This window comes from Brevibacillus jepli (genome assembly GCF_047229145.1).
Lineage (GTDB): Bacteria > Bacillota > Bacilli > Brevibacillales > Brevibacillaceae > Brevibacillus.
Window position 1 is genome coordinate 83,338 of sequence record NZ_JBFEFW010000012.1, and the last position, 16,446, is coordinate 99,783.

At 47.8% G+C, this 16,446-nt stretch carries 13 protein-coding genes; 1 reads left to right on the forward strand and 12 read right to left on the reverse strand.

Annotated features, from left to right (window positions below; all coding sequences use genetic code 11):
• Positions 1-93 precede the first annotated feature (93 nt).
• Complete coding sequence (locus AB1L17_RS14935) at positions 94-1,104, reverse strand: homoserine dehydrogenase (protein ID WP_412845631.1); 1,011 nt, start codon at positions 1,102-1,104, stop codon at positions 94-96.
• Between the two features lie 37 nt (positions 1,105-1,141).
• Entirely contained in the window at positions 1,142-1,660 is a 519-nt protein-coding gene (gene def, locus AB1L17_RS14940; RefSeq protein WP_412845630.1) for a peptide deformylase, read from the reverse strand.
• 179 nt (positions 1,661-1,839) lie between these two features.
• Between def and AB1L17_RS14945 the strand changes: the two genes are divergently transcribed.
• Positions 1,840-3,147 (forward strand): aminotransferase class I/II-fold pyridoxal phosphate-dependent enzyme, encoded by a 1,308-nt coding sequence (locus tag AB1L17_RS14945; protein WP_412845629.1) that lies wholly within the window; start codon positions 1,840-1,842, stop codon positions 3,145-3,147.
• Between the two features lie 128 nt (positions 3,148-3,275).
• Here the strand turns inward: AB1L17_RS14945 and AB1L17_RS14950 are convergent, their stop codons facing one another.
• From AB1L17_RS14950 to dacB, 10 genes are all read right to left on the reverse strand, one after another.
• Entirely contained in the window at positions 3,276-4,175 is a 900-nt protein-coding gene (locus tag AB1L17_RS14950) for a DMT family transporter (RefSeq protein ID WP_412845628.1), read from the reverse strand.
• Between the two features lie 61 nt (positions 4,176-4,236).
• Positions 4,237-5,412 (reverse strand): acyltransferase, encoded by a 1,176-nt coding sequence (locus AB1L17_RS14955; RefSeq protein WP_412845627.1) that lies wholly within the window; start codon positions 5,410-5,412, stop codon positions 4,237-4,239.
• A 168-nt stretch (positions 5,413-5,580) separates the two neighbouring features.
• Positions 5,581-6,366 carry a YqjF family protein gene (locus AB1L17_RS14960; RefSeq protein WP_412845626.1) on the reverse strand — a complete coding sequence of 262 codons (786 nt, stop codon included), beginning with the start codon at positions 6,364-6,366 and terminating at the stop codon, positions 5,581-5,583.
• Between the two features lie 20 nt (positions 6,367-6,386).
• A complete protein-coding gene (locus tag AB1L17_RS14965; RefSeq protein ID WP_412845625.1) occupies positions 6,387-7,799 on the reverse strand; it encodes an FMN-binding glutamate synthase family protein in 1,413 nt (470 codons plus the stop codon).
• Positions 7,800-8,119: 320 nt separating this feature from the next.
• On the reverse strand, positions 8,120-9,304 hold the full coding sequence (locus AB1L17_RS14970) for a DUF418 domain-containing protein (RefSeq protein WP_412845624.1): 1,185 nt from the start codon (positions 9,302-9,304) through the stop codon (positions 8,120-8,122).
• A 132-nt stretch (positions 9,305-9,436) separates the two neighbouring features.
• Complete coding sequence (brnQ, locus tag AB1L17_RS14975) at positions 9,437-10,777, reverse strand: branched-chain amino acid transport system II carrier protein (RefSeq protein WP_412845623.1); 1,341 nt, start codon at positions 10,775-10,777, stop codon at positions 9,437-9,439.
• A 189-nt stretch (positions 10,778-10,966) separates the two neighbouring features.
• Positions 10,967-11,659 (reverse strand): YheC/YheD family protein, encoded by a 693-nt coding sequence (locus AB1L17_RS14980; RefSeq protein WP_412845622.1) that lies wholly within the window; start codon positions 11,657-11,659, stop codon positions 10,967-10,969.
• Between the two features lie 38 nt (positions 11,660-11,697).
• Positions 11,698-12,090 carry an aspartate 1-decarboxylase gene (panD, locus tag AB1L17_RS14985; protein WP_412845621.1) on the reverse strand — a complete coding sequence of 131 codons (393 nt, stop codon included), beginning with the start codon at positions 12,088-12,090 and terminating at the stop codon, positions 11,698-11,700.
• A gap of 84 nt (positions 12,091-12,174) precedes the next feature.
• Entirely contained in the window at positions 12,175-13,239 is a 1,065-nt protein-coding gene (locus AB1L17_RS14990; protein WP_412845620.1) for an Ldh family oxidoreductase, read from the reverse strand.
• A gap of 166 nt (positions 13,240-13,405) precedes the next feature.
• Entirely contained in the window at positions 13,406-16,300 is a 2,895-nt protein-coding gene (gene dacB, locus AB1L17_RS14995) for a D-alanyl-D-alanine carboxypeptidase/D-alanyl-D-alanine endopeptidase (RefSeq protein ID WP_412845619.1), read from the reverse strand.
• Between the last annotated feature and the right edge of the window lie 146 nt (positions 16,301-16,446).

Sequence of the window (16,446 nt, forward strand, 5' to 3'; positions counted from 1 at the left end):
GCCCCCTCGCCGTTTTTTGTGGTGCACACCTAGTATGCACGCCGTTGTAAACGACTCATTCCTAAGGAACGCTGGAAGCACATGCGAACCTGACTATTTGCTAATAATATGCTCAAGGTCTTTTAACGCAGCAGCTGCCGCAGCGACAGGATCTGATTTCCCACCGACGACCAATAAATCCCCCATGACATCTGTTTCTACACGAATGGCTTTCGTCGTACCTGATACAGCCGCAAATGGATGCATAGCATCAAGTGCAAGTAGCTCAACTGCTACAGAAAGTGATCCTTGCGCGTCCTTTTGGATCGTTCCGATCAGCTTTGGTATCTTCTTCTGCTGTTTCCATGCCTCTATTTGTGTTGGTGTTACTTCGCGAATACTCGTGCGATCGATATCAGACAGCTTGCATTGCGCATCAAAAGCGGCGTTGGCAAGGATCGTGAGCTTAGAAGCTGTATCCCAACCATCTATATCGTAAGAAGGATCAGGCTCAGCGATTCCCATTTTCTGAGCGAGCTGGACTGCTTCCGTGCAGGTGAGTCCTTCGTCCATCATTTTCGTGAGAACGAAGTTGGTCGTCCCTGTAAATATGCCTTCGACTCTCTTCACTTCACATCCTGCCAGGTTATATCGCAAAAGATCGATGGTCGGCAGGGCTGCTGCTGTGGCCCCACTGATTTTTAACTCGACGCCTTGTTTTTTAGCCAAATCGGCTAAACCCGCATAATCAACGACGAGTGCCCCTTTTGAAATGGCAATGGCATGGATGGCATTTTTCAAAGCATATCGAATGAAAGTGAGACCGGGCCCGCCATCTTTCATGGATGGACCAGCCTCAATAAGTACATCTGCTTGTACCGACTTCATAAAATCAAGCGAGTCCCACGATGGGTCCACTGCTTGTATTGCTTGCGCATAGTCTTCCCATTTTCGTGAATCAATTCCGTTCTCATCGTATAGACCAGAAGAAGAACGAACAACACCCACGAGTCTGACATCAGCCTGATACAGATTGCGGTACCTCTCCCTTCGCTGCTCCAACAGTTTTGCTACCTGTTGTCCTACGGTTCCAAAGCCTGTCAACATAATATTCCAACGCTTCATCGGTCAATCTCCTTGGTGTTTATGCATATTCATTTCGTTATCTTCTTCTGCGGTCAAACAACATACGATGAAGATCCTGAAGGCTTACTTTCTTTCCTGTTTTTGCCGAGAAGAGCTCTTTCACATGATCAATAAACAAAATACCTTCTAAATGGTCCAGCTCGTGCTGAATGCACCGGGCAAGGAAGTCGTCGGCTTCGATCGTGATCGTTTCTCCTTGGCGGTTTAACGTCTGAACTTTGACATAATTCGCCCTGCGTACAATTCCAAAAACACCCGGGATCGAAAGACATGCTTCTTGACCTACCTGCTCCCCTGATTTTTCAAGCAGCACAGGATTGATCAGTTCAACCAAGCCGCTACCGCAATCCATGACCACCAGGCGCTTCGGTATGCCAATTTGAATAGCGGACAAGCCAGCACGACCTTTCCCTGCATAAATGGTTTGGGCCATATCATCCAATATCTTCTCGACTTGCGGCGTAATGGCTGATACTTTTTTCGAAGTTTCACGCAAGATAGGGTCACCCAGGCGAACAATAATGCGCTCTGCCATCTCTATCTCCCTCCCGCAACTCCTCTGTTTTCGATTTCACGGTAGCAAATGAAGTCTTCGTTTGTCAAAAGGAACCTTGAAAAATCTGAAATATCCCATTGGGCAAGGGTGACAAATGCATGTAGATACGCTATCTTTATTGGTAAAGATAGATGTTTGAAATGAAGAGGGAGGCTACCATGCATTCATTGGCATCAACGCTGAACGAAACTATCCAACGGGAAAACCCGCACGTTTATGAAATGCTGTCCGATATCGCAAAGCTGATTTATTTCCCAAAAGAGGGGATTCTCAGCCAATCGGCAGAAGCTAAAGCAAAAGCGAAAAAGTACAACGCCACTATCGGGATTGCACTGGAAAACGGTCAACCGATGCATCTGAAGGTCATTCAGGATAATCTGTCTGCTTACCAGCCAAAAGACATTTACGAATATGCCCCACCAGCAGGAAAGCCTGAGCTTCGTGCAGCATGGCGTCAAAAAATGATCGAGGAACAGCCAGCATTGGCAAATCAGACGTTTAGTAATCCGATTGTGACAAACGCTCTGACACATGGCTTGAGCATCGTATCAGACTTGTTCGCTGACAAAGGCGACAGTGTTATTATCCCGGACAAAAACTGGGAAAACTACGAGCTTACTTTCTCTATCCGCCGCGGTGCGGAAATGGTCTACTACCCATTGTATAACGACGAGATGAAGTTTAATGCCTCCGCTTTGCGTGATGCAATTTTTGCGCAAAAAGACAAGGGCAAAGCCATCGTCGTACTCAACTTCCCGAACAACCCAACTGGCTATACACCAGGTCCGGAAGAAGGAAAGCAAATCGTGGCAGTACTCAAGGAAGGTGCTGAAGCAGGCATCAACATCGTTGCAGTCACAGATGACGCTTACTTCGGCTTGTTCTTCGAGGATTCCATGCACGAATCCCTCTTTGCGAGCTTGTCCAACGTTCACCCGCGCATCTTGCCTGTAAAAGTAGATGGGGCTACCAAAGAAGATTACGTGTGGGGCTTCCGTGTTGGCTTCATTACGTATGCTGCTCCATCCAGCGACTTGCTCAGTGCTCTTGAGCAGAAGACAATGGGAATCATCCGCGCGACTCTGTCCAGTGGATCTCACCCATCCCAAACGTTCGTGCTGCATGCGCTCACAGCTCCTGAATACAAAGCACAAAAGCAGGAGAAATTCGAGATCATGAAACGCCGCGCCAACCGCGTCAAGGAAGTGCTCGACAGTGGAAAATACGATGACGTGTGGGGCTACTATCCGTTCAACTCCGGCTACTTTATGTGCCTCAAGCTGAAGACGGTAGAAGCGGAAACATTGCGTCAGCACCTGCTGGAACAGTATGGTGTCGGTACGATCGCTCTTGGACAAACTGATCTGCGCATCGCCTTCTCTTGCATCGAAGAAGAAAACATCGCTGACTTGTTCGAATTGGTTTACAGTGGCGTGAAAGATTTGGAAAATGCATTAACCAAATAAATTTGATAACAACTGGACAAAAACGTCTTGGCCATGCTGCCAGGGCGTTTTTTTGCAACAGAAAAGCCCCGGAATCCCTCGACGAAATTACACAAGAGTATCCGAGACCTTTCTTTTATGCTATCCCACTAGCCTTCAACGGGTGAACTCCTACGCCGCGGCTGCTGTGTCCCGATAAAAATGGAGGCGAGTACCAGCATCATCCCCACTCCATGCATCCACGTAAACGCTTCGTTCAAGAAAAAGACAGCCACGAGAGCAGCGCTGATCGGCATCATTCCTGTGAACAAGCCAGCCTTGGAAGCCTCCACCTTCTCCACTCCTTTGTACCAGAGAAAGAAGGATAAGATACTGGCCGTAAACGCATAGTACACTAGCAACCACCATACATTTGCAGGTACTGCACTCCAATCAAACTGCAAGCTTTCCCAAATGGCAAACGGCAGAAACAAGACAAAGCTGATGACATTAATTGCGGCCGTCATTTGGAATGGCGTAATTTTTCCAGACAGTCTTTTGGCAAAAATCGTGAAGAGCGCTTCGCTGACGACTGCGAAAAATACGAGAAGATTGCCCAGCATGCTGATCCAGCTTTGTCCCCCACTGCCTCCTGTGAACGTGATGAAGGATATGCCGCCGACCGAAAGAACGATCGCCAATAAGCTGTTAGCGTGTAATTTTTCCTTGAGAATCCAGAACGAAAACAAAGCGATGCAGGCAGGTACAGTACTCGTGATGATGCCAGCTGCGGTAGCTGTCGTCCACTGCACGCCGTACAGCATGCAAATACTGAACAGAAACACACCGAAAAACGACTGCCAAAATAACACCTTGCCTTCCTCACGGCTCCAGGAAGTTTTCCACTCTCCACGCATTGCAAGCAGTGGCAGAAGGATTACGATCGCGAGTAAAAAGCGCAATTCAGAAAACAAAAACACCGGAACATGGGAAACAATTTCTTTACCGATGGAGATGTTACTTCCCACCAAGGCCATCGCCAAGGCTAACTGAATGTAAGCAAACAGCATGACGACTCGCTTCTCCCCTCATCCTCCTACGATTCACTACATCTGGCTAAACTGCTCTATGTCAACCTGCGTTTTGCCATTCCTTTTGAGCCCGCGGGATCGTTTTTGACTTTTTCTCTGCTGCCCCCACCAGCCAGGAGCCAAACGGCAGTTTTCCCAGCCCATACGATATGGCAAAAGAAAGAATCGAGCACAAGATAAATGCGACGATACTTCCCCACACTCCTGTGTGAAAAAGCTCAAGCTTGCGCAAACCCTTCATCAAGTACGTCAAGATCAACGCATGAATCAAATACGCTCCGTATGAATATTTCCCGATGAGACCTAGCCAATGTGTCCATTTTGATTGCTTTTTGCTCATCCACAAGCAGATAGCATACACAGCCAGTAAGCAAGCCATCGTATAGAGAAACATGGACGGCTTCAAGGAAGTTGCTACATTTAAATTGATCTTGCCTTCGCCCGAATCACGGAAAAGCTCATAGCCAATGATTGCGTACAGGACTCCAACCGAGATGACAATCCATTGCCAGTATCGTTTCAGAATTCCGCGAAAGGCAGGTATTGTGAAAGCAACCAAGCCACCGAACAAAAAGTAATAGAAATAATAGAAGGCATTTCTGTCCCGATATTTGATGAAATACGTATCGAGCCAAGTCATGTCAAAACGGAAAGCGTGGGCCGGAATGTAGCGAGCTGAGAACCACATCAGTCCCCCGTAGACCAAGCCGGTGACACCTAGTGCAACTGCGAGGCGGAAGCGGCTTGAAACAAATCCGCGCAATAGATCAAAAACTTTTTGCCAAAATGGATACAGCAGATAGAATTGAAAAATCATCACGACGAACCACAGATGATAGGAGGACGTCCCAGTCAGGAAGTTTTTGCTTACATTCCAGACGAACGCAGCTCCTTCTCCCAGTGGTCTCTCCATCAAGTAAAGATACACCACCGACCAGATCCCATATGGAACCAAAATCTCTGTTACCCGTTTGCGCGTGAAGGAAAGGTAGTTCACTTTCTCGGAGTAGTTGTAAAACAGAACGAGCCCCGTGATGAAAATAAATGCAGGTACGGCGAATTTCAGCAAATGAAACAACATTCCATAGACAATCGCTGTTTGCTCTGTCAGTCCCGGCTCACGGATGTACACACCAATGACATGCTGGTATACCACTGCCAGAAATGCAAAAGCACGGATCAAATCCAGCTCAGCGATTCGTTCTTTTCGTGCCATAACCGAATACCAGATCCTTCCTGTTTTTCGAAAAAAAGTACTATCTCTCATCTTACCGACCAAAAGTCAGTCTGGCAAGTCTCTTGTTCGAAAAAGACTGATACCGGATGGACAGGTATCAGTCACTTATGTCTCCTGGAATCGATATGAGTCCTGGGCGGATAGCATTCATAGGCTCTTATCTCCTGAAGATGATAGATCAGCTATTCTTTGTATCGGCCAAATAAAGCTTCGCACCCCACGTGCATACAAGGCTAGGTCCGGAGAGTCCGCTAGTGGGAACGCAAGATTTTGGGTCATCGAATTTTCACGAATATGATAGGTTGCCTGCTGTAGCTGCCACGGCTCGTGAAACACATCTGCATACATGATTTGATTCGTTCTGTTACAGGTACAAAAAAGCGTGTAGCGTTCCGTCAACCAATGAATCAGTGTCGCCTCTTGCGTCATGAAGGTGTCCGCAACGGGTTGATAGCTGCCTCTGAACAACGGAGACAAGGATGCATCCCCTATACGCCTGGATGTAAAATCGATCAAGCTCCCTTGTCGATGAAAAGTCATCTGGGCGGGATAATAGGGCAGGCGGTACCAATATTTCGCAATCTTGATCACAAGGGGATTAGATGCGTCCAGCGAAAGAAAGAAGACACCCGATTTTCCTTTCGCCTTTACATATGTTCTAACATTGATTTCTGGAAAGGTGGTCGTGTACGGAACATAAGGCATACGACGCAATCGCACGCCGCTCAGCAAAAACGGTATGATACTGATCCATGCCTTGCCTGCGTATGTATCGAGCGCAAGCCCTGCTGGTATCAGCTCCTGGATAGACGCTGGAGAAATGGCCCAATGTAAAAAGAGAAGATGCTCCCACGTCTGGGTCATGGTCCACCCGGTGTACTGTGCGGGCGACTTGATTTGGATGATCCCCTGATCGATACGAATCCCTCCCATTCGTACGACTATCATGCTGTTCAATTGGAAGAGGATGAATGATAGGCAAGAGGTACTTTCGTCACTTTGCTAGTCAGTTCATCAAGTGAGACGAGATCAGCAGCCGTAACTTCACGTAGAGACGTTTTCCCCATAGCGAGGATTGCAATTTCCATTTCATCCACAAAGGAAAGAAAAAAGTTAGTCAAATGTTTGGTAGCAGAATCGGGGTCGAATTTGTTTTTTAAGCTGCCAGGATAAGTCGTCAGCTCAGTTGGCGGTTCCCACGGTATAGCTTTTGTCACCTGATCATGGGTCATCGCCCACAAAATAGCTGTCCCCATAAAGATTCCGTCTGCTCCCAAAGCAATGGCTTTCAGGCACTCACCCGGAGTTGTATAGCCGCCTCCAGACAATAAGGTAATCCGGTCTTTTACTCCTTTTTCGTTCAAATAACGTACGGCACGCGTCAATGCATAGATAGTAGGCAAACCGAAATCATCCTCCAAGATTGGAGGTCCCCCTTTTGTTCCCGCTTGTCCCCCATCGATACTGATAAAATCTACCCCTGCTTGAATCGCTATCTCCAAGTCTTGTTCGAGAATGCCGCTCGCACAAATTTTGACGCCAATTGGCACGCCGTCTGTCAGCGTGCGCAGTTTGTCAATCAGCTTAGTAAGATCCTCCGGCTTCGATACTTCCGGCTGTCGTGAAGGAATGACGATCATTTCCTCATTTTGAACGCCCATGATTTCAGCAGCTCTTCCCTGGATGTATTCTGCAGGGATGAAGCTTGCTGCTGCAGCAGTCGCTCCCTGACCAAAATGGATTTCAATGGCGTCTGCCTGTCGTAAAATCTCCGGCTCCTTCGCCCACGTTCCCGAGTTATATTGAATCACCAGATGCTTGGCGAATTTCCTTTCTTCCGGTAATAACGGACCTTCCCCGGTATTGGTCAATGTACCCACAGCAGCTGTTCCTTTTGCCATAGCGATTTTCACATCGGCACTCACTCCGATTCCGTACCCCATCGCTCCTGCCATGAGCGGAATATCCAACGTCAACGGCTTTTTGGCCATGGGTCCAATCGTGATGCGCATGTCAACTTCTGCATCCTCACGCGTTGGCAGCACCGCCAGCTGCGCAGGAGAAAAGATCAAGCTGTCGAAATTCAAGAACTTGCGCGGACTCCCGAAAGGACGCTCGATGGCTTCTCCAGTCGTTGCTCGCAGACTGTTCTCAAGGACATAGCGAGGGCTGACTTTGGTCATCGCGGAGAACATCTCAAATATATTTTCCGGATAGCGATCTGACATAAGGCGCTTCATGAACCGAGCAAGCAACCACTGCGTTAGAGGACGAAAAAGACAGACCAAGAGCACTCCCAGCAGGATGAGAGCCGCCATCGATCCTACAAAGGAGCCGATCAAAAAAGGAATCCAATTGCCATCCATCCTCTTCCTCCTTCCTACTGCCAGAGCGCTGCTGCCTGTTATTTCTTAGGTTGATCCGGAGAAACGGCAACGTTATATATGAAGAAGCTTGGAAACCGTCATGTCCCCTCCCTTTCCCAAAACTCAAGTGAGATAGGAAAATTTTGCCCCATTGCTTCCACTTTTATCCTCCGCGTTCATACGGTTCGGAAGGCACAAAAAAACGCCCAGATCAACTGGACGTTTTCGAACGAAGCCATCTCCATAAATAATAATAACAGGACGTCAGCACAAGCACGACAGCAATTGTCATGATAGTGTCAAATCGCATGAGATCCTCCTTATCGTTTCATCGGTACATATTTGCCGTATGTCAAACACCGCCAAAGCCATTCCGCCGGACCGAACTGATAGTTGGTGAGCCACCAGCGACTCACGAAGATTTGAACTGCAAAGATAACCAAACTAAACACCAAGCCTATTGCAAGACCAGTCGTTCCGTACAAATTGCCGATACGCACAACAACCACAGCAATGATGGTTTGACTCAAGTAGTTGCTTAATGCCATCCTGCCAACCGGCTCCAAATGCTTCAGTATGCGCTTGCCGCTATCTTTCCGATAGAGAAGCAGGAGTGAAGTAACGTAAAAAGCACTCAGGCTAAGGCCACTCCAGGTAACAAATGTCTGAACAGTGATCGCGATCGAGGCTGGGAATTTTACGATGCCGAATTGAACAAGTGGAATCATCGTTACGAGTACAAGGCTAAATCCGAGTGCAATCCACCATACGCGACGAATAGCCGGAATAAATTCTTCCGTTCTCTCAAATACTCCTCGCTTCGCTGCCAACAATCCGAACAAAAAGAGAGGCAGAACGGATAGGACAATAAAAAACTCAAGTGAGAAAATGATTGGTATTTCATTCGCAATCCGGAATTGCCACAACTCGGCCATCGACCCATTCGTATAAGCATCGATTGCTTTTTGAACAAGCGGTGATTCATCCAGCACGGGAACGAAGCTCTCTGGAACGGTTAGCATAAGAGCGTACAAGGCTTGCACACCTATCAAGAGTGTCCACGCCCATCTTTTTATGGTCTTTTCTTGTCTGTGGTAAAACAACAACAAAAGAAATCCAGCCAAGGCGTACGTATGAAGAATATCTCCGTACCAGAGAAAAATCATATGTGCCATCCCAAAAATGAGCAATACAACTAATCTGCGAGTGAACAAGCTCTGATAAGGCAGCTGTTTGCTCTCGGCACGGTGCATAAACAAATAAAACCCTACCCCAAACAAAAACGCGAAGATTGTGTAAAACTTCGTTTGTACAAACATATTGAACAGCAGTCGTATCCAACCATCCATTTCTGAATGAGTATGTACGAGCCCTGAATCTGGTAAAAACAAGAGCGGATACATAAAGGACGGCATATTCACCAGCAAGATTCCCAAGAGGGCAAATCCTCTTATGCCATCTAACTGTCGGATTCGCTCACCTTCTGCAACAGGTGTTAACTTCACGTAATTGAACCTCCCCAATTCTCTCTAGGTAGTAACACATTTACTACGAATGAACCTCTTAAAAAGTAACAAATTTGTTATCCGCACAACAAGAGAGCCCCGCGAAAACGAAGCCCTCTCTTGCTTGCTGCGTTATTTAGATGATTGGGTTGGACCTGTTCTGCCACGGTTTGTCCGATTTCGAAAATCGAGCAGGACACCCGCACAACCAGCAAATAATGCAGGCATGATCCAACCGGCCCCTTCCTTGTAAAACGGAAGTACGCCCAAAATATCGTCCCAACGACGTGCGAAAAACGTAAGGTTCATCAAATCTACGAGTCCAAAGACCGTCACAACTACGACAGTCGTCATATACACTGAGGAATGCTCCGGTATCCAACGTTCAAGCAATGCCAATAGAATGAGCACGATGGCAATCGGGTAGATAGCGCCCAGGATCGGAACCGAAACACTTAGAATCTCCGATAATCCCAAATTGGCTACTCCCATGCTCAGAACACATAGAAGCATCGCCCACCCTCTATACGACAACCCGCTGAATCGTCCATGAAAATATTGACTGCACGAGGTCACGAGCCCAATTGAGACACATAGACAGGCAACTGTAAAAATAACACCGAGAATGAGCGTGCCGCTTGTCCCAAACAGCTGCCTCATGATCGCCGTCAATAGGAGTCCGCCATTTTCTGGCCTGCCTAAAGAGGCACCAGATGAACCCAGCAGTCCCAAAATAACATAGATGAACGTGAGCAAAACACCTGCGCCGAGACCTGCTTTAATCATATTCGCGGACAGTTGCTTTTTGTCTTCGATTCCCTTGCTCCTTAATGTATTGGCGATCACGATACCAAACACAAGAGCAGCCAAAGCATCCATTGTTAAATACCCGTCAAGAAAGCCTTGGACAACCGGATTAGCGGCATATTTTCCTTCTGGCATCCCTGTCGGACCGAGTGGCGTGAATAAGCTCTTGATGTAGATCAACGCAATCAAGGTCAACAGTGTAGGAGTCAGTATTTTCCCAAAGCGATCAATCAGTTTGGAAGGCGTGAGGCTGAACCAAAACACAATGCCAAAAAATACAATGGTATAGATGAACAGATTCAGGGAGGAGTCAGCAGCTTGTGCCGGCAAAAACGGCGCCATCCCCATCTCGTACGCAAGACTGCCTGCACGCGGTATGGCAAGAGCGGGTCCAATCGATACGTAGATCAAAATAGGAAAAATAAGAGCAAAGCTTGGATGAACCCGATTTGCCAAATTGTAAAAGCTTCCTGCTTTTGCGATGGCGATTACCCCAAGGATGGGAAGACCGACAGCAGATAACACAAAGCCTGCAATGGATAACCAAACAAAGGTTCCAGCCTCTTGACCGAGATAGGGTGGAAAAATGAGGTTGCCCGCGCCAAAAAACATCGAAAAGAGCATAAAACTGACAAGCAACAGTTCTTTTTTAGACAAAGTTATCATCGACGTTTATATTACCTCCCATCTTATTGAGAGGCATTCTATCAACTTTTTCGTTCCTTAGCTAGTGGCTGCGACATAGTTGTAATTGCAAGATCATTAACATTATTCCCATATTATTTTGATGTAGATAAACATAGAAAACCACCTATCCATGTTCTACCGTTTGAACATCGACAAGTGGTTTTCCCCTTATCGTTTTCTCATTGCGGCGATGCGTTTGTAAAAGGTCTGATCCTCCAGCTTTTGAAAAAGGGAAAGGGATGGGCGGAAATTCGCTTCAATAATCCATGGCTTGCCATCGACATCAATCCCTAAATCCAAACCGATTTCCCGAAGGGTCGGATAGGCTCTTCCCAGTTGCTTGGCAGCAGCCGCAGCTACAATGCGAATATCACTCAAGAGATGAGGGCCAGCCTCTATATTGGACTGTTTTATTGCCGTGCGAATGGGCAGCACCCTTCCGCGGCTGCGAGCCACATTCGTCACGACATACCCTGGACCTGCGAGCTTGGCACACCACCCCGTAATAATCCAAGGCTCCCTGCTGCTCCTTCGCTGGATCATGACACGCACATCAAAAGGTTTTCCGTTGATTCTACCAAGCGGGATACGTGGCTGGAGCAAATATGTTTTGGGTCGAAACAGCGATTGTACATACTGGATTGTGTTGTTCTTTCCTACTACGACACGACGGCGCTTCCCGCTATGAATCAAGTACTTGTCTTCTCCTTGCGCAGTTACTTGAATAATCCCTGCCCCACCGCCACCTCCCGAAGGCTTCAGCATCACACGCTTGTATGCTTCCGTATACTCCCATAGCTCTTCAGGAGAATACACGCGGGTTTTGGGCAAATGCTCCTGTAAAAATTTGTCTTTGACCAAGTGCTTATGCTTGCCCCATTTACCTACGTTTGGCGGTTTTATGGCAGTGTCTCTCCATTCTTTATAAGATGATGCTCCTCTATTTTCGTAATGCGATTGTGTTCGTCTACAAACACAACCTTGGGTACGAGCTGATCAAGCTCAGACTCATCGTACATGCCCATACTCAAAATGATGACGATATCTCCTGGCGAGAATAGATGAGCGGGTGGACCATTCAGACAAATAACTCCACTACCTAGCGCACCGGGTAACGCGTATGTTTTCCAGCGCGTGGCATTACGCAAGCTGGTTATTTGTACGATTTCATAAGGCTTGATATCAGCCGCGTCCATGAGAGCAACGTCAATCGTGATACTCCCCACGTAATCCAATTCGGCCTGCGTTACTGTCGCCCTGTGAATTTTGCCTTTGCACATATGCCGTTGCATAGGCGGTTCACTCCTTTCCAAACCGATGACATTAGTCTATGTCAGAGGAATTGTCCGTGAAACCATCGGTGAGCGGAAATCTGATCACACAGTATGGCACGCTGCCGCCAACTCGACTCCATAAGAACGACACAATTGGTTGAGTTCTTCTGCCAAGGGCAGATCAAATGGTATACCGTTTTTCATGCGTTCGTGCTTTATTCGACTCTCGATTTCCCCGGGTATCAAAATTTCGGAAACACCTTCTCTCGTAGGCACGCTTTTCACCTCACGAATGTACGCATCCATATTGATGTAAAAAGCGGGCAGCGGCATAAATCGTTGGATATCAATCGTCAAGAAAAGATGACCGACATTTTGTGGATCATGCCAATTCTCATACAGACTTTTCACATGAGGTCCAGCTGCAGCACCTGTCAGCAGGCCACATAGGATATCAATGAACATCGCCAGTCCGTAGCCTTTCGCTCCACCGATAGGCAATAGAGAGCCTAGCAAGGCTTGTTTGGGATCAGTCGTTTCCTTCCCATGTTGATCAATTGCCCAATCGGACGGAATAGACTCTCCTTTTTTAGCAGCTAAGGCAATTTTCCCCCTGGCAGCTACACTGGTAGCCATATCTAGCAAAAAGGGCGACTCTTCCCCAGCGGGAATCCCAACAGCAATCGGATTCGTCCCGAAAAACGGGCGAATTCCCCCTGTGGGCGCCATCGCTTCAGGCGCATTGGATAGTACAAGAAGAATGAAACCTTCTGCCATCGCTCGTTCGGCATAATAAGAACAGGAGCCAAAGTGGTTCGAATGACGAACGCCAACCACCCCGATTCCCATCTGTCGCGACAGTCTAATCGCTTCCTCCAATGCCGCGATCCCGACGACAGCACCCAGCTGGTTTTTGCCGTCTACGAGAGCTGTTGCTCCCTCCTGTTTACATACGACTGGTTCCTCGTTCAATTCGATCAAGCCTGCTTCGATTCGTTGTACATAAATCGGCAGCCTCGACAAACCATGTGACTCGATCCCACGCAAATCGGCGTGTACTAATGACTCAGCGACAATCCGTGCATGCTCACCTCTGACACCAGCCTGTACAAGCACTTCAGCTACGACTTGCTCCAAACGTTTCCAATGAAAGAGTGTAGGGTTCACCTTCTTATTTCCCCTCCTTCAACCCTGTGTTGTACTTCGTCTGCTTTCTAATCTGAATATAGATATGTCACCCGTTCATTGACCGCTACAGGCATTGACCCAGTTACCGAGTCGATCAAAGCAAAAAAGGAGCACCCGGTCATAGGGCTCCTCTTTCGCGCAATCCTTATTCATAACTCGCCAGAATCGTGATGATCTGGTCCTGCATCTTCGTAAACAGCTCTTCATCCTCGACATACCCATTGAACATAATCGAAACAATGAGCTTCTCTTTGCCCTTTGTCGTCATATAGCCAGACAAAGTGTTTACGCCCGTCATCGAGCCTGTTTTCGCATGCAGATTATTCGCTGCTGGCGTTTCCTTCAAGCGGTTTTTCAGAGTGCCATCCATTCCAGCTACTGGCAGGGATTCATTAAAAGCTCCAAAGGTTGATTGCTTCGTCATTCCCTCCAGGACGGCTACGATCTGACGTGCAGAGATCAGATTGTAGCGAGTCAAACCTGATCCGTCCATCATATCGAAGGTGATATTCCCGCCAAGCGAAGCGACTGTTTCCTGGACGACCTCTGCACCTGCTGCTGCCGTTCCACTCCCTTTCTTCGCAGCCCCGAGAGTCTTGAGAAGCATCTCCGCGTAGTAGTTGTCACTCCGCTTATTGAGATACTGAACGATGTCCTTCAGTGGAAGCGACTGAAATTGTGTCCACTTGACTGCCGTTGTTGGAACTGGCTGGATGACGACCTCACTCTTCGGAGCAAACGTAATCCCTTGCTGCTCCAACGCCTCCCTAAGGACAGTCCCGACATACTTGGCTGGCTCTTCCACGGGTACCCGTTCGTAGTCGCCTTCATGATCCAGCGGGAGGTTCCCGGTCAATCTGATTGTATTTGTCCCGCGGTCACGCAAAATGGAAAACGTATTGTCCTCGCCTTTTTGCACGGTCTTGGCCTCATTGATCACTTGCACATAGCTCGTCTTCGGAAGCAAATTCATCTGCACAGCTTCCCCAGCACTTCCCGCGGGCTTGTATTCAACCATGACCGTTCCACGGTTTAGAGCAAGAGCCCCTATGGTCGGGTTGTAATAATAGCTCTCGTCATCCCACGCCCAGCCGAGACCAAGGCGCTGTTGGTCAAAGTAGCTTTCGTCCATGACGAGATTCCCTTTGATTTGCTTGATTCCTTGTTGCTTGATCCAGCCTGCGATTTTTTCTATCGAGACACCTTCCTGCACCTGAAGTGCATTCTCCGTATGCAAGGTAGGATCGCCGAATCCTTTCACATACAAATTGCCCTGCTGTACGCCAGAAGGGGTGATTGGCGCATCTCCGTACACTTCCGTTTTGAAAACATAATCCGAACCGAGCTGGTTCAGAGCTGTTGCTGTCGTCAGCAGCTTCAGATTAGAGGCTGGAGTGAGTAATGTGTCTGCATCCCTCTCGTACAGGATGGGCTCACCAGCTGTGTCTAACGATTTGATCATGATGCTAGCCGTTACTCCAGCTGCTTCCGGGGTATCCAGGATGGGATCGATCAAAGCGGATAGTTCGTACGATTTTTCTGGTGGGGGGTTGAACCCTTCTGGCGCTACGATATCCGGGTAAGTCGTGAGCAATATCCCGATTCGGTCCTGCAGCTCCCTCGCATACTTCGATTTATAAATACCGTTGATCAAAATCGAAAAGGCCAGCTTATGACCATTTTTGGCGGTTACATAGCCCGACATGGTGTTGACGCCGCTTAGCGAGCCTGTCTTTGCAGCCAAATTCTTTTCCGCACTCGTTCCTTTCATACGGTTTTTCAGCGTGCCGTCTACCCCTGCAATCGGGAGTGATTCTTCCAGTTCGGTTCGATATTCCTGCTCTTGCAAAAAGATGAGCGTCTCGATCATCTGTTCCGGTGTGATCATATTAAATCTCGATAACCCCGAACCATCGACCTGGCGGAAGCCCGTATCAATGTCCGCGCGCTTCATTACGTCTGCGACCGCTTCACTGCCAGCCTCGAAGCTGCCCTCTCCCTTCTGGGTAACGCCCAGTGTCTTCAAAAGCATCTCTGCGTAGAAGTTGTCGCTATCCTTGTTGAGCTCTATCGTGATTTCACTCAACGGCTTGGATAAATGAGTATAGAGGGGAACTCCGCTTTGCAGCACTGTTTTTTTCAGTTCCACCTGCGGATTCAATTTGATTCCTTGTTTCAGCAGCTCCTCTTTCCATAAATCACCCACATAAAAAGCCGGGTCTTCCATCGTGACATCTTCATCATAAGGTGCCGCATTGACACCAATTGTTCCGGATACGATGATTTCATTTTTCCCGCGTGGACGCTCGACCAGCACATTGCTCTCCTTGCCTTCCGTCGTTATCAGTTTGTTTGTCACCGTTATGTATGTCGTAGCTGGATTCATCGTCAAGACGGGAGCTTCGTTCACCGTTTTACCAGGAGTAGCTGTTAGTGTCGTGAAGTTTTTGTTGACCGCTAATCCACTTACCTGCGCGCTGTACCCATATGGTTCGTCATCCCACATCCAGCTCGTACCCAATCTTGTCTCATCGAAATAGCTTTCATCGAGTAGCAGGTTTCCTTTTATTTGTTTGATCCCCAGATCTTTGATGGCTTTTGCCATTGTTTGCAAATCTGCTGGTGTCAGGCTCGGATCGCCATAGCCTTTTAAAATCAGGTCTCCTTGCAGAACCCCACTTGGTTGTACCTTGCCTGAGGCGAAAACATCGGTCTTCCACTGATAATCTGGCCCCAGCTTATCGAGACCTGCCATTGTCGTAAACAGCTTCATGTTGGAAGCCGGGATAAAATTGCGCGCGGCGTTGTGCTTATATAAGTACTTGTTGTCTGTCAGATCGTAGATGGCGATTCCTGCGTACATCCCTTTGCTGTTCTCATCGTTTTTCAAATCAGCGAGGTATTTTTCTATGCTGAGCGCAAGTGTACCAGAAGGAGCGCTCTCTTCTCTGGCAAGCGCAGGCGATGCCGCTACCTGAAACAAGAGAGCCAGCACGAAAAACCATGTACAGACACGTCGATAAACAAATAAATGATTCATGGTAACCTCCTTGTCTTAGTCTGAGCGATTTCAGCCAATCACAGTACGAACCCATGATAGCATGTATTCTTTTTATTCGGAATATTACCATTATACTAAAAATAAACAGGGATAACCTGTTCCGATTCCGTTCATACTACCTTCAA

Coding starts and splice junctions, on each gene's coding strand:
- AB1L17_RS14935 (WP_412845631.1), bottom strand. CDS start 1,104: ATGAAGCGTTGGAATATTATGTTGACAGGCTTTGGAACCGTAGGACAA.
- def (WP_412845630.1), bottom strand. CDS start 1,660: ATGGCAGAGCGCATTATTGTTCGCCTGGGTGACCCTATCTTGCGTGAA.
- AB1L17_RS14945 (WP_412845629.1), top strand. CDS start 1,840: ATGCATTCATTGGCATCAACGCTGAACGAAACTATCCAACGGGAAAAC.
- AB1L17_RS14950 (WP_412845628.1), bottom strand. CDS start 4,175: ATGCTGTTTGCTTACATTCAGTTAGCCTTGGCGATGGCCTTGGTGGGA.
- AB1L17_RS14955 (WP_412845627.1), bottom strand. CDS start 5,412: ATGGCACGAAAAGAACGAATCGCTGAGCTGGATTTGATCCGTGCTTTT.
- AB1L17_RS14960 (WP_412845626.1), bottom strand. CDS start 6,366: ATGGGAGGGATTCGTATCGATCAGGGGATCATCCAAATCAAGTCGCCC.
- AB1L17_RS14965 (WP_412845625.1), bottom strand. CDS start 7,799: ATGGATGGCAATTGGATTCCTTTTTTGATCGGCTCCTTTGTAGGATCG.
- brnQ (WP_412845623.1), bottom strand. CDS start 10,777: ATGATAACTTTGTCTAAAAAAGAACTGTTGCTTGTCAGTTTTATGCTC.
- panD (WP_412845621.1), bottom strand. CDS start 12,090: ATGCAACGGCATATGTGCAAAGGCAAAATTCACAGGGCGACAGTAACG.
- dacB (WP_412845619.1), bottom strand. CDS start 16,300: ATGAATCATTTATTTGTTTATCGACGTGTCTGTACATGGTTTTTCGTG.